The organism is Microbacterium sp. Ru50 (assembly GCF_002920555.1).
Lineage (GTDB): Bacteria > Actinomycetota > Actinomycetes > Actinomycetales > Microbacteriaceae > Microbacterium > Microbacterium arborescens.
This window is the reverse complement of record NZ_PQSV01000004.1, coordinates 105,093-124,778: the sequence shown is the minus strand read 5'-3', so window position 1 is coordinate 124,778 and position 19,686 is coordinate 105,093. Positions and strand designations below refer to the sequence as shown.

Genomic DNA, 19,686 nt, shown 5'->3' with positions numbered 1-19,686 from the left:
TCTCATGATTCAGACCGAATCCCGCCTCAAGGTCGCCGACAACACCGGCGCCAAGGAGCTGCTCACCATCCGCGTGCTCGGCGGCTCCGCCCGCCGGTACGCCGGACTGGGCGACATCATCGTCGCCACCGTCAAGGACGCGATCCCCGGTGGCAACGTCAAGAAGGGTGATGTCGTCAAGGCCGTCATCGTCCGCACCGTCAAGCAGACGCGCCGTCCCGACGGCTCGTACATCAAGTTCGACGAGAACGCCGCCGTCATCCTGAAGAACGACGGGGAGCCCCGCGGCACCCGCATCTTCGGACCGGTCGGTCGTGAGCTTCGCGACAAGAAGTTCATGAAGATCGTCTCGCTCGCCCCGGAGGTCATCTGATCATGGCGAACATCAAGAAGGGTGACCTGGTTCAGGTCATCACGGGCGCCAAGCCCGAGCGCGGCGGCGACCGTGGCAAGCAGGGCAAGGTCCTCGAGGTCCTCGTCGAGCAGAACCGCGTCATCGTCGAGGGCGTCAACTACGCCACCAAGCACACCCGCGTCGGCCAGACGCAGCGTGGCACCAAGACGGGTGGCATCGAGACCATCGAGGCCCCCATCCACATCTCGAACGTCCAGCTCGTGGACCCCGAGACGAAGAAGCCGACCCGCGTCGGTCACCGCGTCGAGGAGAAGACGAAGGACGGCGTGAAGCGCACCGTCCGCGTGCGTTACGCGAAGAAGAGCGGCAAGGACCTCTGAATATGAGCAGCACCACTGCCGCGGCGGCTGGCAAGATCCAGCCCCGCCTGAAGCAGAAGTACCAGAGCGAGATCAAGAAGGCTCTGCAGGACGAGTTCGGCTACGCCAACGTCATGCAGATCCCCGGTCTCGTGAAGGTCGTCGTGAACACCGGTGTCGGCGAGGCAGCTCGCGACAGCAAGGTGATCGACGGCGCCGTGGACGACCTGACGAAGATCACGGGTCAGAAGCCGATCGTCACGAAGGCCCGCAAGTCCATCGCGCAGTTCAAGCTGCGCGAGGGCCAGGCCATCGGCGCGCACGTCACCCTCCGCGGTGACCGTGCGTGGGAGTTCATCGACCGTCTCGTGAACCTCGCGCTGCCCCGCATCCGCGACTTCCGCGGTCTGTCGCCCAAGCAGTTCGACGGTCACGGCAACTACACCTTCGGTCTGCAGGAGCAGGCGGTCTTCCACGAGATCAACCAGGACCGGATCGACCGCGTCCGCGGTTTCGACATCACGATCGTCACCACGGCGAAGACGGATGACGAGGGACGCTCGCTGCTCCGCCAGCTGGGCTTCCCGTTCAAGTCGGACGACGCTCAGGCGTAATCCGGTACAATCGATCGTTCGGCCTCGGGGCATGCTCCGGGGCCGAACGACTGCACAACTGAATATGGACATTCATCGAAGGTCGCCTGTCGTGTAACGGCAGTCGAAACCTCATGATCGAAGGAACAAACCTATGACGATGACAGACCCGGTCGCAGATATGCTGACCCGTCTGCGCAACGCGAACTCGGCGCACCACGACTCCGTGTCGCTCCCGAGCTCGAAGCTCAAGACCAACATCGCCGAGATCCTCAAGCAGGAGGGCTACATCTCCAGCTGGGAGGTCACCGATGCCCGCGTCGGCCAGACCCTCACCATGACGCTGAAGTACGGCCCCAACCGCGAGCGGTCGATCGCCGGCATCAAGCGCGTCTCCAAGCCCGGTCTCCGCGTGTACGCGAAGTCGACCGAGCTGCCCACGGTCCTCGGTGGCCTGGGCGTCGCGATCCTGTCCACCTCCTCTGGCCTCCTCACGGACCGCCAGGCCGAGTCGAAGGGCGTCGGCGGGGAAGTCCTCGCCTACGTGTGGTGATCTGATGTCGCGTATTGGACGTCTTCCCATTGACATCCCTGCCGGTGTGACCGTCGAGGTCACCGGACAGGACGTCCTCGTCAAGGGCCCCAAGGGCGAGCTGCGACTGACGGTCGCCAAGCCCATCGAGGCCAAGGTCGAGGAGAACCAGGTTCTCGTCACCCGTCCGGACGACGAGCGCGAGTCGCGTGCCCTGCACGGCCTGACCCGCACCCTGATCAACAACAACATCATCGGCGTGACCCAGGGCTACACCAAGGGTCTCGAGGTCGTCGGAACCGGTTACCGCGTCGCTCAGAAGGGCTCGTCCGTCGAGTTCGCTCTCGGCTTCTCGCACCCCGTCACCGTCGAGGCGCCCGCCGGCATCACCCTGACCGTCGAAGGCAACAACAAGCTCACGGTCAGCGGCATCGACAAGCAGGCGGTCGGCGAGACCGCGGCCAACATCCGCAAGATCCGCAAGCCCGAGCCCTACAAGGGCAAGGGTGTGCGGTACGCGGGCGAGGTCGTCCGCCGCAAGGCCGGAAAGGCTGGTAAGTAAGCATGGCTGTGAAGAGCAAGTCCGACGCGCGTGCGCGTCGTCACGCCCGCCTTCGCAAGAAGATCGTGGGCACCGAGGCCCGGCCGCGCCTGGTCGTGACCCGCTCGGCCCGCCACGTCTTCGTGCAGCTCGTCGACGACGCCAAGGGCCACACCGTGGCTTCGGCGTCGACCCTCGAGGCCGACCTGCGCACGTTCGACGGTGACAAGACCGCCAAGGCCCGCAAGGTCGGCGAGCTCGTCGCCGAGCGTGCCAAGGCCGCCGGCGTCGCAGACGTCGTGTTCGACCGCGGTGGCAACCGCTACGCGGGCCGTGTCGCAGCGATCGCCGAAGGCGCTCGCGAGGGAGGTCTGAACCTGTGAGCGATGCAGTGACCAACAACAACGGAGAGAACCCTGTGACCGAACAGGCTACGACCGAGCAGGCCGCCGGCACCGCTCCCGTCGAGCGCGAGGCCCGCGAGCCCCGCCGCGGCAGCCGCGAGCGCAGCAACAACCGCGACCGCGGTTCGCGCGACGCCGACAAGAGCCAGTTCCTGGAGCGCGTCGTCACCATCAACCGCGTCTCGAAGGTCGTCAAGGGTGGTCGTCGCTTCAGCTTCACCGCTCTCGTCGTCGTCGGCGACGGCAACGGTCTGGTGGGCGTCGGCTACGGCAAGGCGCGTGAGGTCCCCCTCGCCATCTCGAAGGGTGTCGAAGAGGCCAAGCGCAACTTCTTCCGCGTTCCCCGCACCGGCTCGACCATCCCGCACCCCGTGCAGGGTGAGGCAGCCGCCGGCGTGGTGCTCCTGCGCCCCGCCGCCGCCGGTACCGGTGTTATCGCCGGTGGTCCCGTCCGCGCCGTGCTCGAGTGCGCCGGTATCCACGACGTCCTGTCGAAGTCGCTCGGCTCGTCGAACACGATCAACATCGTGCACGCGACCGTCGAGGCACTGAAGCAGCTCGAGGAGCCCCGTGCGGTCGCCGCACGCCGTGGCCTGGACTTCGACCAGGTCGCACCGGCTCGTCTCGTGCGCGCTGAGGCCGAGGCGAACGCCGCACAGAAGGTAGGTGCCTGATGGCCGCTCGACTGAAGGTCACCCAGGTCAAGTCCAAGGTGAGCGAGAAGCAGAACCAGCGCGACACGCTGCGTTCGCTGGGTCTCAAGCGGATCGGCGACTCGGTCGTCCGTCCGGACGACGCGCAGACGCGCGGATACGTCAAGACCGTCGCGCACCTCGTGAAGGTTGAGGAGATCGACTGATGGCTGAGAAGAAGGACGACAAGAAGGCGAAGGCCGAGACCACGGCCGCTCGCCCCGGTGTGCTGAAGGTGCACCACCTGCGTCCGGTCCCCGGGTCCAACACCGCGAAGACCCGTGTCGGTCGCGGTGAGGGCTCCAAGGGCAAGACGGCGGGCCGCGGTACCAAGGGTACGAAGGCTCGCTACCAGGTCAAGGTGGGCTTCGAGGGTGGCCAGATGCCGCTCCACATGCGCACCCCCAAGCTGCGCGGGTTCAAGAACCCGTTCCGCGTCGAGTACCAGGTCGTGAACCTGGACAAGCTCGCGGAGCTGTACCCGCAGGGCGGCGACGTCACCATCAGCGACCTCGTCGCCAAGGGTGCCGTCCGCAAGAACGAGAAGGTCAAGGTGCTCGGCACCGGCGACATCTCGGTGGCGCTGAACGTGTCGGTCGACAAGGTCTCGGGCTCTGCCGAGCAGAAGATCGTCGCAGCCGGCGGTTCCATCAAGTAATTCGCCAGCGAGGGCCGGAGTTCGCTCCGGCCCTCGCTTCGTCGTATCCGAGGCGCGCCTGTGAACGGCCTGGGATACCCTGGTTGACGGTGTCTTCCCGAGACGCCGCCCATCCCTTGGGAGGAATCCACTTGTTCAGCGCCATAGCGCGGGTCTTCCGCACTCCGGATCTCCGGCGGAAGATCGGCTTCACCCTGGCGATCATCGCCATCTACCGCCTGGGCGCGCACGTGCCGACGCCGTTCGTGAACTTCCCGAACGTGCAGAGTTGTCTCGATCAGAGCGGGACCGCCCAGGGCCTGCTCTCGCTCGTGAACCTGTTCTCGGGCGGTGCGCTGCTGCAGCTGTCGATCTTCGCGCTCGGCGTGATGCCCTACATCACCGCGACGATCATCGTGCAGTTGCTGCGCGTTGTCATCCCTCACTTCGAGACCCTCTACAAGGAGGGCCAGTCGGGCCAGGCGAAGCTCACGCAGTACACCCGCTACCTCACCATCGCGCTGGCTCTGCTGCAGTCCACGACGCTCGTGACGGTCGCACGCTCGGGTCAGCTGATCCCGGTGACCGGGGTCCCCGAGTGCGCGCAGCTGGTGACCTCGGAGGCCTGGTACGCCCAGCTCCTCATGATCATCACGATGACCGCCGGCACGGGCCTCATCATGTGGTTCGCCGAGCTCGTCACCGAGCGCGGCGTCGGCAACGGCATGTCGATCCTCATCTTCACCTCGATCGCGGCGACGTTCCCGGCGGCACTGTGGTCGATCGCGGTCGCCCGCGGCTTCGAGGTCTTCCTCCTCGTGCTGGCCGTCGGCATCGTCGTCGTGGCTCTCGTCGTCTTCGTCGAGCAGTCGCAGCGGCGGATCCCCGTCCAGTACGCCAAGCGGATGGTGGGACGTCGCACGTACGGCGGCACGAACACGTATATCCCGATCAAGGTCAACATGGCCGGTGTCGTCCCGGTCATCTTCGCCTCGTCACTGCTGTACATCCCGGCGCTCATCGCGCAGTTCAACCAGAACCCGGATGCCGACGGCAACGTGCCCGGCTGGGTCGCGTGGATCCAGCAGTACTTCACGACCGGCGACCACCCGCTCTACATGGCGGTGTACTTCCTGCTGATCATCGGATTCACGTACTTCTACGTCGCGATCACGTTCAACCCGGTCGACGTCGCCGACAACATGAAGAAGTACGGCGGCTTCATCCCCGGCATCCGTGCCGGCCGGCCCACGGCGGAGTACCTCGACTACGTCCTCACCCGCATCACCGCTCCCGGCTCGATCTACCTGGGTCTCATCGCCCTGCTCCCGCTGATCGCGCTCGCGACGGTCGGTGCGAACCAGAACTTCCCGTTCGGCGGCGCATCGATCCTCATCATCGTGGGCGTCGGTCTCGAGACGGTGAAGCAGATCGACGCGCAGCTCCAGCAGCGTCACTACGAAGGGTTGCTGCGATGACGGCTGCACGTCTCCTGATCGTCGGGCCGCAGGGCTCGGGCAAGGGCACTCAGGGAGTGCGCATCGCCGAAGCGCTCGGTGTCCCCGCCGTCTCGACGGGCGACGTCTTCCGGGCGAACGTCAAAGAGGGCACCGAGCTCGGACAGCAGGTCAAGGCGATCATCGACGCCGGCGACCTGGTGCCCGACGAGCTGACGAGCGCGATCGTGCGCGACCGGCTCGCGCAGGATGACGCCGCCGGCGGGTTCCTGCTCGACGGTTACCCCCGGAACCTCGCGCAGGTGGCCGACCTCGACGCGTTCCTGGGTGGCCGCGGTGAGGAGCTGACGGGTGTCATCGAGCTCGTCGTGCCCCGAGAGGAGTCGATCGCGCGGCTGTCCAAGCGCGCCGCGGAGCAGGGCCGCGATGACGACAACGAGGAGTCCATCGCCAAGCGACTCTCGATCTACGAGAACGAGACCGCGCCGATCCTCGACGTGTTCCGCGAGCGCGGCATCGTCGACCAGATCGACGGCGTCGGCTCGCTCGACGAGATCACCGAGCGGATCACCGCGGCGCTGACCGCCCGCGGCATCACGGCGTGATCGGCCGCCGCTCCATCTACAAGTCGCCCGCTCAGTTGCAGGCGATGGTCGAGCCGGGCCTGATCACGGCCGCTGCGCTGCAGGCGGTGCGCGAGCACGTCGCGCCCGGCGTGACCACGCTCGAGCTCGACGCCATCGCGGCCGACGTGATCCGCTCGCGCGGCGCGGAGTCGAACTTCCAGCTCGTGCGCGGGTATCGCCATACGGTGTGCGCGTCGGTGAACGAGCAGGTCGTGCACGGGATCCCGGGCGCGCGCCCGCTCGAGCCCGGAGACATCCTGTCGATCGACGCCGGGGCGCAGTTCCGCGGCTGGAACGGCGACTCCGCGTTCACGATCGTCATCCCCGACCCGGACCGGCCGGAGCTGGTCGCCGCGCGGGAGCGGCTGTCGCAGGTCACAGAGGAGTCGCTGTGGGCGGGCATCGCCGCGATGGCGAACGCGAAGCGCATCGGCGAGATCGGCGACGCGATCCAGACCTCCATCGAGTCGTCCGGTGAGGGCTACGGCATCTTGCGCGACTACGTCGGGCACGGCATCGGACGCAAGATGCACGAGGCGCCGTCGGTGTTCAACTACCGCGTCGCCGATCTCGGGCCCGAGGTGAAGCCGGGTCTCGTCCTCGCGATCGAGCCCATGGTCGTCGCCGGCTCGGAGGAGACCTTCACCGAGGACGACGACTGGACCGTGTCGACGATCGACGGCTCGGACGGCTCCCATTGGGAACATAGCGTCGCGGTGCATGATGGGGGCATCTGGGTTCTCACGGCGCCCGACGGTGGCGCCGCGGGGCTCGCCCCGTATGGAATCGTGCCGACGGAAATCGGCTGAGGAGAGAAGTGATGGCTGCTGCGGCGACGGGTAAGACCAACTGGTTCGCGATCTGGGTGTCGACGGCCGTGGTGGTCGTCGTGGCTCTCATCGTCGCGCTGGTCGTGTGGATGAACAACAGCGCGACCGACCCGGGCACCCCGCCGACGGGATCCGGCATCAACCAGGAGACCGGCGCCGTCGTGGTCGGTGAGGGATCGCAGACCCTCGACACGTACATCGACTTCATGTGCCCGATCTGCGGCCAGTTCGAGACGACGTACGGTCCCGAGATCCTCGACCTCGTGGGCGACGGCACGATCACCCTCAACATCCACCCGATCTCGATCCTCGACCGTGCGTCGCAGGGCACCGAGTACTCGACGCGTTCGGCCAATGCGATGTACTGCGTCGCGGAGGCGGACCCCGATGCGGCGGTGCCGTTCATGCAGGCGATGTTCGAGCAGCAGCCCGCCGAGCAGTCGACGGGTCTGACCGACGATCAGATCCTCCAGATCGCCTCGGACGCCGGCGTGACCGGCATCGACTCGTGCGTCACGGATCGCACCTACGCCTCGTTCGTCACCGCGAAGACCAAGGAGACGCCGATCCAGCCCGGCGCAACCCGTGTCGGAACGCCGACGATCGCGGTCAACGGCGAGACGATCTCGAACAGCACCATCCCGGCACGCGGCTCGTTCGCCACGCTCTTCAACTGAGCGGGGGCGGGCGACGCGCCGTGCGAGATACGGCGAGTTGCCGGAGCGTGCGGTAGCGCGTATGCTTGCTCTTTGGTGCGTTGCGCCTCTCTTGGCGTGTCACCGAAAATCCCATCCAACGCAGACCGACCGGCCTGCACAACTGTAAGCGAGCGTATGGCGAAGAAAGACGGTGTCATCGAGATCGAGGGCGTGATCTCCGAGGCTCTGCCCAACGCGATGTTCCGCGTCGAGCTGAGCAACGGACACAAGGTCCTCGCAACGATCTCGGGCAAGATGCGGCAGAACTACATCCGCATCATCCCCGAAGACCGTGTGGTCGTGGAGCTCAGCCCCTACGACCTGACGCGCGGCCGCATCGTCTACCGCTACCGCTGAGCCCAGCGCACGCCGGTCGAGAAGTAACGCCCCGGAGCTCCTGCTCCGTCGGCGAAGACAGCGAATCAGGAACATCATGAAGGTCAACCCCTCCGTCAAGCCCATCTGCGACCACTGCAAGGTCATCCGTCGCCACGGTCGCGTCATGGTCATCTGCAAGTCGAACCCGCGTCACAAGCAGCGCCAGGGCTGATCGGATGCCGCGTCCGCGCGGCACCCGGTACGACGACAACTCAATACACCTCAGGCAGATCAGAACCCGTACGGCACCGCCGGCGGGGGACACCTCGGGACGAAGGCCCGAGCACCGATCCTGCTCCACACCTTCGATTACTCCTAGGAGAACCGCATGGCACGTCTTGCCGGCGTTGACATCCCGCGCGACAAGCGCGTGGTGATCGCCCTCACGTACATCTACGGCGTGGGCCGTACCCGTTCGAACGAGATCCTCGCTGCGACGGAGATCGACGAGAACATCCGCGTCAAGGACCTCACCGACGACCAGCTCGTCGCGCTCCGCGACTACATCGAGGGCAACTACAAGGTGGAGGGTGACCTGCGCCGCGAGGTCGCCGCCGACATCCGCCGCAAGGTCGAGATCGGTTCCTACGAGGGTCTGCGCCACCGCCGTGGCCTGCCCGTGCGCGGTCAGCGCACCAAGACCAACGCGCGTACGCGCAAGGGTCCCAAGCGCACCGTCGCCGGCAAGAAGAAGGCGCGCTAAGGCGCGGCCCCCACAGGTTTAGGAGAACACGCACATGGCACAGGCCAAGTCCGCAGCGCGCAAGCCGCGCCGCAAGGAGAAGAAGAACATCGCGCTGGGCCACGCCCACATCAAGTCGACGTTCAACAACACGATCGTCTCGATCACCGACCCGTCGGGCGCCGTCATCAGCTGGGCCTCCTCGGGTGGCGTCGGCTTCAAGGGCTCGCGCAAGTCGACCCCCTACGCCGCCGGCATGGCCGCCGAGTCCGCTGCGCGTCAGGCGCAGGAGCACGGCGTCAAGAAGGTCGACGTCTTCGTCAAGGGCCCCGGTTCGGGCCGTGAGACCGCGATCCGCTCGCTGACGGCCGCCGGCCTCGAGGTGGGGTCCATCCAGGACGTCACCCCCCAGGCCCACAACGGCTGCCGTCCCCCCAAGCGCCGCCGCGTCTGAGCTGACACGGATCCGGATGCCGCACCTCGCGGCATCCGGACTTCCGTCGTTTCCTTGAAACTCAACACCTCACTGAATTGCACGTGTCATATAGCGGTCACGTGATCGAAAGGAACACATAGTGCTCATCGCACAGCGTCCCACTCTGACCGAGGAGAAGATCGGCGAGTTCCGCAGCCGGTTCGTCGTCGAGCCGCTCGAGCCCGGCTTCGGCTACACCATCGGCAACGCGCTGCGCCGCAGCCTGCTGTCGTCCATCCCGGGTGCCGCCGTCACCAGCATTCGCTTCGACGGTGTGCTGCACGAGTTCAGCACCATCCCGGGCGTGAAGGAGGATGTCACCGAGATCATCCTCAACATCAAGCAGCTGGTCGTCTCGTCCGAGCGCGACGAGCCCATCACGGCGTACCTGCGCAAGACCGGAGCCGGTGAGGTCACGGCCGCCGACATCTCGGCTCCGGCCGGTGTCGAGGTCCACAACCCCGACCTGGTCATCGCGACGCTCAACGACAGCGCGAAGTTCGAGCTCGAGCTCGTCATCGAGCGCGGTCGCGGCTACGTCTCGGCGACGCAGAACCGCAACGAGTACGCCGAGGCCGGTCAGATCCCGATCGACTCGATCTACTCGCCCGTGCTCAAGGTCAGCTACCGCGTCGAGGCGACTCGTGCCGGTGAGCGCACCGACTTCGACAAGCTGGTCCTCGACGTCGAGTCGAAGGCGTCCATCTCGCCGCGCGACGCCGTCGCATCGGCCGGTCGCACGCTCGTCGAGCTGTTCGGTCTCGCCCGCGAGCTGAACGTCGAGGCCGAGGGCATCGAGATCGGCCCCGCGCCGGTCGCCGAGGTCCTCACCAACGAGCTGTCGATGCCGATCGAGGACCTCGACCTGTCGGTCCGTTCGTACAACTGCCTCAAGCGCGAGGGCATCAACACGGTGTCCGAGCTGGTCGCCCTCTCGGAGACCCAGCTCATGAACATCCGCAACTTCGGTCAGAAGTCGGTCGACGAGGTGCGCGACAAGCTCGTCTCCCTCGGCCTGTCGCTGAAGGACTCGGTTCCCGGGTTCGACGGTGCGCACTTCTACGGCGGATACGACGACGAGAACCTCTGAGCCCCCTTTTCTTCCTGGAGTAATCAAACATGCCTAAGCCCACCAAGGGTCCCCGCCTCGGAGGCGGCCCCGCACACGAGCGCCTGCTTCTCGCGAACCTCGCCGCGGCCCTGTTCACGCACAAGTCGATCACCACGACCGAGACCAAGGCCAAGCGCCTGCGTCCGTACGCCGAGCGCCTGGTCACCTTCGCCAAGCGCGGCGACCTGCACGCCCGCCGCCGCGTCGCGTCGGTCATCGGCGACAAGAGCGTCGTGCACGAGCTCTTCGCCGAGATCGCTCCGCTGGTCGCCGAGCGCGAGGGTGGCTACACCCGCATCACGAAGATCGGCAACCGCAAGGGCGACAACGCCCCCATGGCCGTCATCGAGCTCGTTCTCGAGCCGGTGAACCCGAAGCCGAAGTCCGCGAAGAAGTCGGCTGCCGCCGCTCCTGCCGCTGAGGCTCCGGTCGAGGAGGCTCCCGTCGAGGAGACCACCGAGGCTCCCGCCGACGACACGGCCGCCGACGCCGGCGCCGAGTCGCCGGAGGAGGGCGCAGCCGCCGAGGCTGCGGCCGAGGACGCCGCTGAGGCTCCCGCCGAGGACGACAAGAAGTAACCAGCGCATCGCGCCGACATCGGGCCCGCACTCTCTCCGGAGGGTGCGGGCCCGATGTGCGAGGCTGGAGAGGTGAACGAGCCGAACGCACCCTCCTGCCCCGCCGTAGCGCACTGGCGCACGGCGACCTCGGATGACATCGACGTCATCCACGGCGTCCTGGAGGCCGCCGACCGGGTAGACCACCCGACGTGGACGACGCCGCGGGAGGAGGTCGCCGAGACGTTCGAGCTGTCGCACATCGACCACTCTCGCGACACGATGATCGCGTTCGACGAGGCCGGCGAAGCCCTCGCGGTCGGCACCGTCACCCTGCATCCCTCGCGCGACGAGCATCTGCACATCTATCTCACCGGTGCGGTGCGGCCCGATCGGCGCGGGCGCGGGGTCGGCACCGCGCTGTTGACGTGGCAGCACGCGCGCGCCGAGGAGCAGCTGCGCGAGGCGGTGGCAGCGGATGCCGCGGCCGCGAGCCGCCCAGCCGAGATCCAGGTGTACGCGTCGGAGAAGGACGCCGCCCTCGAGCGCATCGCCGAATCGCTCGGCTACCGCACCGAGCGCTGGTTCTCGACGATGCACCGCGATCTGACGCAGCCGATCATCGACGTTCCCGCTCCCGTCGGCATCGAGCTGGTGCCGTTCTCGGACGATCGAGCGGAGGACGCGCGCCTGGCGCGCAACGACGCGTTCCGCGATCACTGGGGAAGCCTCCCCAGTCCGCCCGAGCGGTGGCAGCAGTTCATCGGCGGCCCGTTCCTCCGGCCCGACCTGTGCACGCTCGCACTCGACGACGGGCGGATCGTCGCGTTCTGCCTCGCGTCCGTGAACGAGGGAGACTTCGACGTCCTCGGGCCGAACGCCTACATCGACCTCGTCGGGGTCGTCCGCTCGCACCGTCGGCGCGGCCTGGCCCCCGCCGTGATCTCGCGCTCGCTCGCGGCGATGCGCGACGCGGGGCTCGGCGTAGCCGTGCTCGACGTCGACACCGAGAGTCCGACCGGGGCGAACACGCTCTACGGCGGTCTCGGATTCACGCCCTATGAGCGCGAGCGCGTGCTGGTGCGCCGGTACTGATCCGCGGTCGTCGATCCGCGATTACCGATCCTCGGCGCGTCCCAGGATCTCCAGCAGCGTCGTCCGCGTCTGATCCGCGGCCCACTGCGCCGTCGCGAGCTGGGTAGCGGCGCCGTCGACCGCACGCTTCACCGTGCGCGCGTAGAGGTCGCCGCCGGCCGCCTCGGGATGGATCTGATCACCCGCGAGCAGGTCGGTGTGGTCTGCGACGGCACCCGCCCAGTCGGCGACGGCCACCCGAGGGTGAGCGGCGGCGAAGGCGGTGAGGTCGCGGTTGACGCCGGGGATCCAGTCGCGCGGGCCGGCGGCGTTCACGAGGATGACGTAGCGCTCGGGTCCCGCCGCATCCGCGATGCGCTGCAGCGCCTCGGTCGAGACGGGGCCGTTCGTGCCGAGGCCGACCACGACGTACTCGCGCAGGGCGCCGGAAGCCGCGAGGTCGTCGATGATGCGGACGCCCGCCCACAGCGACCGTGACACCTCGGCGTCGACCGCGATCCCCGGCATCGCTTGGAGCAGCCCGGGAGCGGAGGCGAGCATGACCGAGTCGCCGACGGCGCTCACGCGCGTACCGTCGACCGTCTGCGCGCCCGGCGCGGGGGCAGGCGTGGGATGCCGGTCGGCCTGCGCGAGGGCGTCGCGCCCGGCGTCGACCGCGCTCTGGCTCGTCGTCTCGCGCGGTGCCGCCGCGACCGCGGCCGTCGTTCCGCCGAGGGCGAGGGCCGCAGCCGTGGCGGCCGCCAGGATCGCTGCCCGGCGAGACGGGCGTGATCGCAACCCGCGTCGCGCGATCGCGAAGGCGCCGCGGAACCCGTGACGCCGCACCGGCTGCTCGATCCACCGGTAGGACGCCGCCGCCAGCGCGACAGAGGCGATCGCGACGACCGTACCCGTGGCGACGGGGACGCCCGCCTCGGGGCCGGCGCCGCCGAGCTGGAACGACAGCAGGACGAGGAGCGGCCAGTGCCAGAGGTACACCGCGTACGACCGCTCGCCCAGCCAGCGCAGCGGTGCGACATCCAGCGCCCGGCCGAACCACGAGCCCGGCCACGCCGCGACCAGCAGCACGACGGCGGTGAGGAGCGACGCGGCGAGGCTCGAGGCCGGGAAGGTGATGGCCTCCCCACCGCCCGCGGCGGCCGCGGTGACGATCCCGGCGGTGGCGAGCGCTCCGACGACGACGCCCCAGACCGGGCCGACGCCGGCTACCGAAGAGCGGCGCACGACGAGACCGTGCAGCGCGAAGGCGACGGCGACACCGATGAGGAGCCCGAAGGCGTGCGTGTCGGTGCCGAAGTAGACCCGCGTGAGGTCGGCCCCCGCCGCGACGCACGCGGATGCCCACGCGGCCGACAGCGCCGCGAGGACGAGGGCGACCGCGGCGCGCGAGCGCCGGCCCGGAAGCAGCAGGAAGAGGGGCACCAGCAGCGGCCAGAGCAGATAGAACTGCTCCTCGACCGCGAGCGACCAGAGGTTCCGGAAGATCTCCGGGTCGGCCGCAGAGAAGTAGGTGCCGCCGTCGGCCATCGACACCCAGTTGTACGAGAAGGTCGCGGCTCCGAGGACCTGCAGGCCCATGTCGACCAGCACGTCGCCACCGACGAGCCAGGCGAGGGAGGCGCTGACGGTGACGACGGTCGCGAGCGCCGGGAGCAGGCGTCGCGCGCGCCGCGTCCAGAACCGCCGCAGCCGGATGCGGCCCTCGCGGGCGCGTTCGCGCAGGAGCAGCGTCGTGATGAGGAAGCCGGAGATGACGAAGAAGACGTCGACGCCGACGTAACCGCTGCGCAGGAAGGCCGCGGGGAACAGGTGGTAGACGACGACGAGCACCACGGCGACGGCGCGCAGGCCGTCGAGTCCCGCGATGCGGGCGCGCGGAGGAAGCGGAGAAGTCATCGGGCTGTATCCGGGGTCGTCGGGGGGACGGGCGGCGGCAGCCTCCCAGTGTAGAGCGGGCGCCTGGGGGCGATGTGGTAGACCGGAGGAGGTGCGCGGATCCCGCGTATCGGCTTTCGAGAACAGGTGGAACATGGGCGCTCCCGAGGTCCTGGTGCTGGGCGAGGCGTTGGTCGACATCGTCGAGACCGACGACGGTGTGACCGAGCACGTCGGCGGCAGCCCCGCCAACGTCGCGGTGGGCGTCGCCCGCCTCGGCGTTCCCGTGCGTCTGGCGACGCGGCTGGGACGGGACGAGCGCGGCGAGCGGATCGCGCGTCACGTGCGCGAGGCAGGCGCCGAGGTCGCCGAGGCGTCGTGGACCGAGGCGCCGACCGACACGGCGCGCGCCCGCATCCGTCCCGACGGGTCGGCGCAGTACGACTTCGACGTGGCCGGCGTTGTACCGCCCGTGCCCCGCGGCGACGCCGCTCTCGTGCACACCGGCTCGATCGCCCTGTTCCTCGATCCGGGCGGGGAGACCTGCCTGGCGGCTCTGGAGGCCGCCCGCGGCGAAGCGATCGTCACCGTGGACCCGAACATCCGGCCGGCGCTCGTCGGCTCGCGCCAGACGGCGCTGGCCCGCTTCGCCCGCGCCGCGGCGGCCGCCGATCTCGTCAAGCTCAGCGACGAGGATGCCGAATGGCTGTGGCCCGGCGCCGATGCAGACGGCGTGCTCGAGACGATCGCGGGCCTCGGCGCCGCGGCGGTCGTCATGACGCGCGGCCGCGAGGGGGCGATCGGCCGGGCGCCCGACGGTGCGGTCGTCGAGGTCGCCGGCGTCGCGGTGACGGTGGCCGACACGATCGGCGCGGGCGACTCGTTCATGGCGAGCCTGATCGCCACTCTCGTCGACCGCGGCCTGCCCGCCGACGCCGACGCGCTCGCGGATGCGATGGGGGTCGCGGCGCGCGCCGCGGCGATCACGGTCTCGCGGCCCGGGGCCAATCCGCCCACGCGCGCCGAGCTGGAAGACTGATCGGGTGCGCCTGAGACTGGACATCGCCTACGACGGATCGGGGTTCTCGGGCTGGGCCCGCCAGCCGGGCCTGCGGACAGTTCAGGGGTCGATCGAGGCGGCTGTCAGCCGCGTTCTCGGCGGCGACGCGCAGCTCGTCGTCGCGGGCCGTACCGATGCCGGCGTGCACGCCTCGGGTCAGGTCGCGCACCTCGACCTGAGCGACGCGCAGGAGGCGCGGCTGCGACGAGGCCGCGAGCCCGAGCCGGCCGCCCTCGCCGCGCGCCTGAACGGTGTGCTGGGCCGTTACGCCGACGTCCACGTGCGGGCGACATCCGCTGCTCCGGAGGGGTTCGACGCCCGGTTCTCCGCGGTCTGGCGACGCTACGCGTACCGTGTCGCCGACCGCACGACGGGCTACGACCCGCTCGAGCGCTTCCGCACGACCTTCGTTCCGGTGGCCCTCGACGGCGCAGCGATGGATGCCGCCGCACGCAGCCTGACCGGCCTCCACGATTTCGCCGCGTACTGCAAGCCGCGGCCCGAGGCGACGACGATCCGGACGCTGCTCGAGTTCGACTGGCGGCGCGACGAGAGCGGTGTGCTCGTCGCCAACGTCAAGGCCGACGCGTTCTGCCACAGCATGGTGCGGGCCCTCGTCGGCGCGTGCGTCGCGGTGGGCGAGGGGCGGCTCGACGTCGAGGACGTCGCGGTCCTCCGCGATGCGCACCGACGGACGAGCGCCTTCGCGGTGCTGGCGGCGCGCGGGCTCACGCTCACGGAGGTCGGATACCCCGCCGACGATCTGCTCGCCGCACGCGCGGAGCAGACCCGCGCCCGCCGCGCAACGGACACCTGACCGAAAGGAAGCGGGCGTAGCCTGGCGGCACCATGAAGGTCATCTCGTACAACCTGCGCAAGCACCGCGCCGCCTCCGAGCTCTCCGAACTCGTGGAGCAGCACGGCGCAGACGTGCTCTGCCTGCAGGAAGCGGACACCAGCGGCATCCCCGACCGGATCAGCGGGCTGCGGCTCGCCGAGGCGACGGCGCGCAACCGCCTGGGACTGGCGGTCTACTACCGGGAGAACACCTTCCGCGCGGTCGAGGTCCGTTCGCTCGCGTTGAAGAAGTCGCTCCACGACCGCGTCCTCAAGCCCGCCGAGGAACGGATGCTCGGCGTGCGGCTGCGGGACATCGACGACGGCCGTGACGTCATCGTGGCGAGCTTCCATGCGGCGCCGCTGACGGCGCTGAACTCGCTGCGCCGCAACCAGATCCAGGCGGCGCTGGGCGCCCTGTCGGAGCTCGGTGAGGGGCTGCCGATCCTCATGGTCGGCGACTACAACTACCCGGTGTTCAAGGAGAACCTCGGGCAGGTCGTGCGCAAGCAGGGGTACGAGCTGACGCTCAGCGACGCCCGCACCTACACGCGCTACAAGTTCTTCCGCGGTCACTACGACTTCGCCACGAGCGTCGGATTCGACATCGAGCGGGTGCAGACGCTGCCGCAGGGCGCGAGCGACCACCTGCCGATCCTGGTCACGGCCGAGCCCGCGTGAGATCGAGCCCGCCCGGCTGTGGCGCTCGGCTCCGCGGCTCCCCCGTACACTCGGGGAGGGAAGGCGGAGGAGACATGATGCGACGCTGGGGGACGGCCGCCGCGACTGCGGTGATGGCTGTGGCTCTCGTGGGATGCGGCCCAGCGCCGTGGAACCTCCCCTCCGGCGGCGGGGGAGACGCGAGCGGCCCCGCGCCCTCGCCGAGCGTGTCGCGCACGGCTGTGCCGCCCCCGGTCCCGAACGACCTCTCGAGCGGCTCGACCGAGCGTCAGGTGACCGCCGGGGCCGTGACGGGATCGCTCGACTACTGGTCCGACCTGTCGATGGACCGGTGGACGGCGACGGCCCTCAAGCCGGTCAGCCTCTCCCTCGTGACGACCGTCAGCCCCGATGACGGGCAGAAGGTCTACCTGCAGAAGGCGACGATGATCGCCGTGCCCGGCAACGCGCAGGGCGACCTCAGCCCGCTGGCACCGACATCCGACCAGTCGGCGACCAATCCCGGCTACCTCGTGCTCTCGCCGTACAGCTACTCGCAGACGTTCTACGTCGGCGAGGTGCCGCCGGAGGCCACGTTCGTCACGATCCGCTTCACGTACGACTTCCTCGTGCAGACGACCCCCACCTCCGACGAGTTCGCGAAGCAGACCGCGACCGACAGCATCACGGTCGCGATCGCGGCGGCCGAGAGCGACGGCGGCTGAAACCTCAAGGTCGCCGCAAGGCGACCTGAAGAGATCGCAAAGCGCCCGGGGCGGTCCTCGCCGGGATGCTTGGATGGCGAGGCCCGCGACATTCGACGCTGGCCCCTCGCCTCGAGAAATCCGGTTTGCCATGTCTCCGCGCCGCACCCCCACCCTCCGCGCACGTACGCTCCGCGCGGGCGCGCTCGCCCTCTCGCTCGTCGTGCTCTCGGGCTGCTCTGAACTGACGGGGATGATCAACGCCGTCCAAGGTGAACCGGTCTCGGCTGTGCCGGCACCGGCGCCTTCGCAGTCGCCCAGCATGGCGTTCAACTCCCAGTTCACCTATGACGGATCGGTGTCGCTCTCGTCCGAGGTGGCGCAGGACCTCGAGCTCCGCCTCGACGTGTGGGCGCAGGATCCCAAGCGGACGCAGGAATGGACGCCCGGAGCGGACAAGACGTTCGGCTTCGCGGTCAACGTCCACGACAAGCGCGTCGACGAGAAGGCCGTGCTGTCGCAGAGACGGCGCGTGTTCATCTCGTCGATCTCGATCACCTCGCAGACCGCGCAGACGTCGGGGCAGGTGCAGAACCCGTTCCAGTTCAGCGCAGACCCGCGCACGCTCGTTCCGAGCGACACGATCCGCTCCGACCGGGGTCTGCTGCTCAACAGCTTCCAGGGCGGCCTCTACGTGCCCGAGACCATCGTCCGCGGGCTCCCTGCCGACACCTACGGCATGACGCTCGAGTTCGCGATGACCGTGTGGGTCGAGGGCAACGCGAACGACGATGCGAGCTTCTCCCAGCAGACGGTCTACCAGTACCTGCCGGTCGCGATCTTCAGCGACGAGCAGGCGGCCGACTCCGTTCCCGCGCCGGCTCCCAGCACCACGCCCTGAGGTGGCGCGGGCGCCCGCATTCCTTGCGCAGAAATTGCGGTTGACTTCGTCCGCTCTGCACACACGGCGCCCCAGAATGGATCGCGGCAGACAACAGCTGCCCCATCACCTCGCACAGGATGTGACCGCATGACCCAGACGCCGTACACGCCGTACACGCCGAACCCGGCGTTCGCGCAGCCGCAGCGCCCCGCCCCGGAGGCGTCGGTGCAGCTGGCGGATCACTTCGCGACGGCATTCCCCGACGACTTCGAGTCGGTCCTCGAGAACACCACCGTCCACCGCTCCACGATCGGCTGCGTCATCCCCGCGTACAACGAGGAGGAGTCGATCGCCGACGTGATCGAGGGCCTGCTCGCGCAGACCCGCGTGCCGGACGTCATCCACGTCATCGCGAACAACACCTCCGACAACACCGTGAAGATCGCCGCTGCGTACGCCGGGCCCCACGAGGTCACGACCGAGCTCGGCACGCAGTTCACCGAGGTGTTCGTCCACGACATCGGTAAGAACCCCGACAAGAAGGTCGGCGCGCTCAACTACGGCTACTCGCTCGTCGAGGGGTACGACTACCTGCTCGGCGTCGACGGTGACACGATCGCCGACTCGCGTGCCGTGGAGTACCTCGAGTCGGAGGCCGTCGGCGACTCGCGCATCGGCGGCATCTCGGCGATCTACTCGATCGACGACAAGCCCATCAAGGGGACGATCGCGAAGTTCCTCATCGCCGGTCAGCGCACCCAGTTCGCCGCCTTCAACATGCAGAACCTGCTGCGCGGCCGCAACATGGCCGTGCTGGGCGGGCAGTTCTCGATCTTCTCGACGAACGCGCTGCGCGACGCGATGAAGCAGAACCACCAGTCGACCCCGTGGGTGAAGGATTCCGAGGTCGAGGACTCGCTGCTGTCGCTCCAGATCAAGAGCGCGGGCTACCTGACGAAGATCAGCCCGTACGCCCGCGCGAACGTCGGCGGAATGACGACCCTGAAGGGTTACGACGCCCAGCAGGTGAAGTGGACCTACGGTGCCATCGAGCTGATGTGGCCGGGCCAGCGCGGCGACACGAAGGGGCAGCCGTTCCATCCGAACCTGCGCCTGCGCTGGTTCGAGAACTTCGGGATGCTGACGAACCTGTTCGTGCGCGTCGCGTTCCTCATCCTGCTCGCCGGCTCGCTGTCCATCAACGCGTTCGTCTTCTCCCCGCTCTGGCTGATCCCGCCTCTGGTCGCCGTGCTGCTGAACCTGCGCATGGCCCGCAGTATCAAGGACCACAATCAGCGCGACATCCTCTTCGCCATCCTGGTGTTCCCCGCCGAGGCGTTCATGTGGATCCGGCTCGGCCACTTCATGCGCTCGTGGTCGCGCTTCCTGTCGAAGAAGAAGGTCGACAACTGGGCGATGCAGGCCAAGGCCGAGAGCGGCGGCGGCAGCATCGGTCACTGGATGCCGCTGGTGATCCTCGCCGCGGTGCTGCTGGCGATGGCCGTCGTGTGGAACATCATCGGCCCCGTCGCGCAGTCGTCGATCCTGTGGATCGGATGGCCGATCGTCGGTGTCGTCACCGTGCTGCAGACCCTGCTGATGTTCTCCAAGCTGGTCCGCCGCCAGAACGGCTACAAGGTCTGAA

At 68.5% G+C, this 19,686-nt stretch carries 27 protein-coding genes; 26 read left to right on the top strand and 1 reads right to left on the bottom strand.

Annotation, left to right across the window (positions count from 1 at the left end):
- Positions 1-4 precede the first annotated feature (4 nt).
- From rplN to C3481_RS13895, 20 genes are all read left to right on the top strand, one after another.
- Entirely contained in the window at positions 5-373 is a 369-nt protein-coding gene (gene rplN, locus C3481_RS13985; RefSeq protein WP_023954050.1) for a 50S ribosomal protein L14, read from the top strand.
- Positions 374-375: 2 nt separating this feature from the next.
- Complete coding sequence (gene rplX, locus C3481_RS13980; RefSeq protein ID WP_023954051.1) at positions 376-735, top strand: 50S ribosomal protein L24; 360 nt, start codon at positions 376-378, stop codon at positions 733-735.
- Positions 736-737: 2 nt separating this feature from the next.
- The gene (gene rplE / locus C3481_RS13975; RefSeq protein WP_023954052.1) at positions 738-1,328 is read left to right on the top strand and encodes a 50S ribosomal protein L5; all 591 of its coding nucleotides are present in this window, start codon (positions 738-740) and stop codon (positions 1,326-1,328) included.
- Positions 1,329-1,461: 133 nt separating this feature from the next.
- Entirely contained in the window at positions 1,462-1,860 is a 399-nt protein-coding gene (rpsH, locus tag C3481_RS13970; protein WP_023954054.1) for a 30S ribosomal protein S8, read from the top strand.
- A 4-nt stretch (positions 1,861-1,864) separates the two neighbouring features.
- Positions 1,865-2,401: a 50S ribosomal protein L6 gene (gene rplF / locus C3481_RS13965; RefSeq protein WP_023954056.1), complete on the top strand. Its 537-nt coding sequence runs from the start codon at positions 1,865-1,867 to the stop codon at positions 2,399-2,401.
- A 2-nt stretch (positions 2,402-2,403) separates the two neighbouring features.
- Entirely contained in the window at positions 2,404-2,763 is a 360-nt protein-coding gene (rplR, locus tag C3481_RS13960; RefSeq protein ID WP_023954058.1) for a 50S ribosomal protein L18, read from the top strand.
- Positions 2,760-3,458, top strand: a complete 699-nt coding sequence (gene rpsE, locus C3481_RS13955) for a 30S ribosomal protein S5 (RefSeq protein ID WP_023954060.1) — start codon at positions 2,760-2,762, stop codon at positions 3,456-3,458. The genes rplR and rpsE overlap by 4 nt, the downstream gene beginning before the upstream one ends.
- The gene (gene rpmD, locus C3481_RS16585) at positions 3,458-3,643 is read left to right on the top strand and encodes a 50S ribosomal protein L30 (protein WP_023954062.1); all 186 of its coding nucleotides are present in this window, start codon (positions 3,458-3,460) and stop codon (positions 3,641-3,643) included. Before rpsE ends, rpmD begins: the two co-directional genes overlap by 1 nt.
- Entirely contained in the window at positions 3,643-4,134 is a 492-nt protein-coding gene (gene rplO, locus C3481_RS13950; protein WP_023954063.1) for a 50S ribosomal protein L15, read from the top strand. The genes rpmD and rplO overlap by 1 nt, the downstream gene beginning before the upstream one ends.
- A 131-nt stretch (positions 4,135-4,265) precedes the next feature.
- Positions 4,266-5,591, top strand: a complete 1,326-nt coding sequence (gene secY, locus C3481_RS13945) for a preprotein translocase subunit SecY (protein WP_023954067.1) — start codon at positions 4,266-4,268, stop codon at positions 5,589-5,591.
- Complete coding sequence (locus C3481_RS13940) at positions 5,588-6,175, top strand: adenylate kinase (protein ID WP_023954070.1); 588 nt, start codon at positions 5,588-5,590, stop codon at positions 6,173-6,175. Before secY ends, C3481_RS13940 begins: the two co-directional genes overlap by 4 nt.
- Entirely contained in the window at positions 6,172-7,005 is an 834-nt protein-coding gene (map, locus tag C3481_RS13935; protein ID WP_181021946.1) for a type I methionyl aminopeptidase, read from the top strand. Before C3481_RS13940 ends, map begins: the two co-directional genes overlap by 4 nt.
- An 11-nt stretch (positions 7,006-7,016) precedes the next feature.
- Positions 7,017-7,703 (top strand): thioredoxin domain-containing protein, encoded by a 687-nt coding sequence (locus tag C3481_RS13930; RefSeq protein ID WP_103842930.1) that lies wholly within the window; start codon positions 7,017-7,019, stop codon positions 7,701-7,703.
- A gap of 156 nt (positions 7,704-7,859) precedes the next feature.
- Complete coding sequence (gene infA, locus C3481_RS13925; RefSeq protein WP_017201569.1) at positions 7,860-8,081, top strand: translation initiation factor IF-1; 222 nt, start codon at positions 7,860-7,862, stop codon at positions 8,079-8,081.
- A gap of 76 nt (positions 8,082-8,157) precedes the next feature.
- Complete coding sequence (rpmJ, locus tag C3481_RS13920) at positions 8,158-8,274, top strand: 50S ribosomal protein L36 (RefSeq protein ID WP_005050492.1); 117 nt, start codon at positions 8,158-8,160, stop codon at positions 8,272-8,274.
- A gap of 156 nt (positions 8,275-8,430) precedes the next feature.
- On the top strand, positions 8,431-8,805 hold the full coding sequence (rpsM, locus tag C3481_RS13915; protein ID WP_023954076.1) for a 30S ribosomal protein S13: 375 nt from the start codon (positions 8,431-8,433) through the stop codon (positions 8,803-8,805).
- A gap of 34 nt (positions 8,806-8,839) precedes the next feature.
- The gene (rpsK, locus tag C3481_RS13910) at positions 8,840-9,238 is read left to right on the top strand and encodes a 30S ribosomal protein S11 (RefSeq protein WP_023954078.1); all 399 of its coding nucleotides are present in this window, start codon (positions 8,840-8,842) and stop codon (positions 9,236-9,238) included.
- 121 nt (positions 9,239-9,359) lie between these two features.
- A complete protein-coding gene (locus C3481_RS13905; protein WP_023954080.1) occupies positions 9,360-10,349 on the top strand; it encodes a DNA-directed RNA polymerase subunit alpha in 990 nt (329 codons plus the stop codon).
- Positions 10,350-10,378: 29 nt separating this feature from the next.
- On the top strand, positions 10,379-10,948 hold the full coding sequence (rplQ, locus tag C3481_RS13900) for a 50S ribosomal protein L17 (protein ID WP_023954082.1): 570 nt from the start codon (positions 10,379-10,381) through the stop codon (positions 10,946-10,948).
- Positions 10,949-11,020: 72 nt separating this feature from the next.
- Positions 11,021-12,022, top strand: a complete 1,002-nt coding sequence (locus C3481_RS13895) for a GNAT family N-acetyltransferase (protein ID WP_071919056.1) — start codon at positions 11,021-11,023, stop codon at positions 12,020-12,022.
- A gap of 21 nt (positions 12,023-12,043) precedes the next feature.
- Here C3481_RS13895 and C3481_RS13890 read toward each other — a convergent pair whose 3' ends face one another.
- Positions 12,044-13,918 carry an acyltransferase family protein gene (locus tag C3481_RS13890; protein WP_071919057.1) on the bottom strand — a complete coding sequence of 625 codons (1,875 nt, stop codon included), beginning with the start codon at positions 13,916-13,918 and terminating at the stop codon, positions 12,044-12,046.
- Positions 13,919-14,051: 133 nt separating this feature from the next.
- On the opposite strand from C3481_RS13890, the gene C3481_RS13885 reads away from it, so the two are divergent.
- The 6 genes from C3481_RS13885 to C3481_RS13860 all read left to right on the top strand — a co-directional run bounded on the left by C3481_RS13885 (position 14,052) and on the right by C3481_RS13860 (position 19,685).
- Entirely contained in the window at positions 14,052-14,936 is an 885-nt protein-coding gene (locus C3481_RS13885; protein ID WP_103842928.1) for a PfkB family carbohydrate kinase, read from the top strand.
- 4 nt (positions 14,937-14,940) lie between these two features.
- On the top strand, positions 14,941-15,774 hold the full coding sequence (truA, locus tag C3481_RS13880; RefSeq protein ID WP_088380715.1) for a tRNA pseudouridine(38-40) synthase TruA: 834 nt from the start codon (positions 14,941-14,943) through the stop codon (positions 15,772-15,774).
- Between the two features lie 32 nt (positions 15,775-15,806).
- On the top strand, positions 15,807-16,475 hold the full coding sequence (locus C3481_RS13875; RefSeq protein WP_023954087.1) for an endonuclease/exonuclease/phosphatase family protein: 669 nt from the start codon (positions 15,807-15,809) through the stop codon (positions 16,473-16,475).
- A gap of 74 nt (positions 16,476-16,549) precedes the next feature.
- Positions 16,550-17,179 carry a hypothetical protein gene (locus C3481_RS13870; RefSeq protein WP_103842926.1) on the top strand — a complete coding sequence of 210 codons (630 nt, stop codon included), beginning with the start codon at positions 16,550-16,552 and terminating at the stop codon, positions 17,177-17,179.
- A 130-nt stretch (positions 17,180-17,309) separates the two neighbouring features.
- Positions 17,310-18,059: a fructose 1,6-bisphosphatase gene (locus C3481_RS13865; protein WP_103842924.1), complete on the top strand. Its 750-nt coding sequence runs from the start codon at positions 17,310-17,312 to the stop codon at positions 18,057-18,059.
- Between the two features lie 129 nt (positions 18,060-18,188).
- A complete protein-coding gene (locus C3481_RS13860; protein WP_103842922.1) occupies positions 18,189-19,685 on the top strand; it encodes a glycosyltransferase in 1,497 nt (498 codons plus the stop codon).
- The last annotated feature ends 1 nt before the right edge of the window (position 19,686 follow it).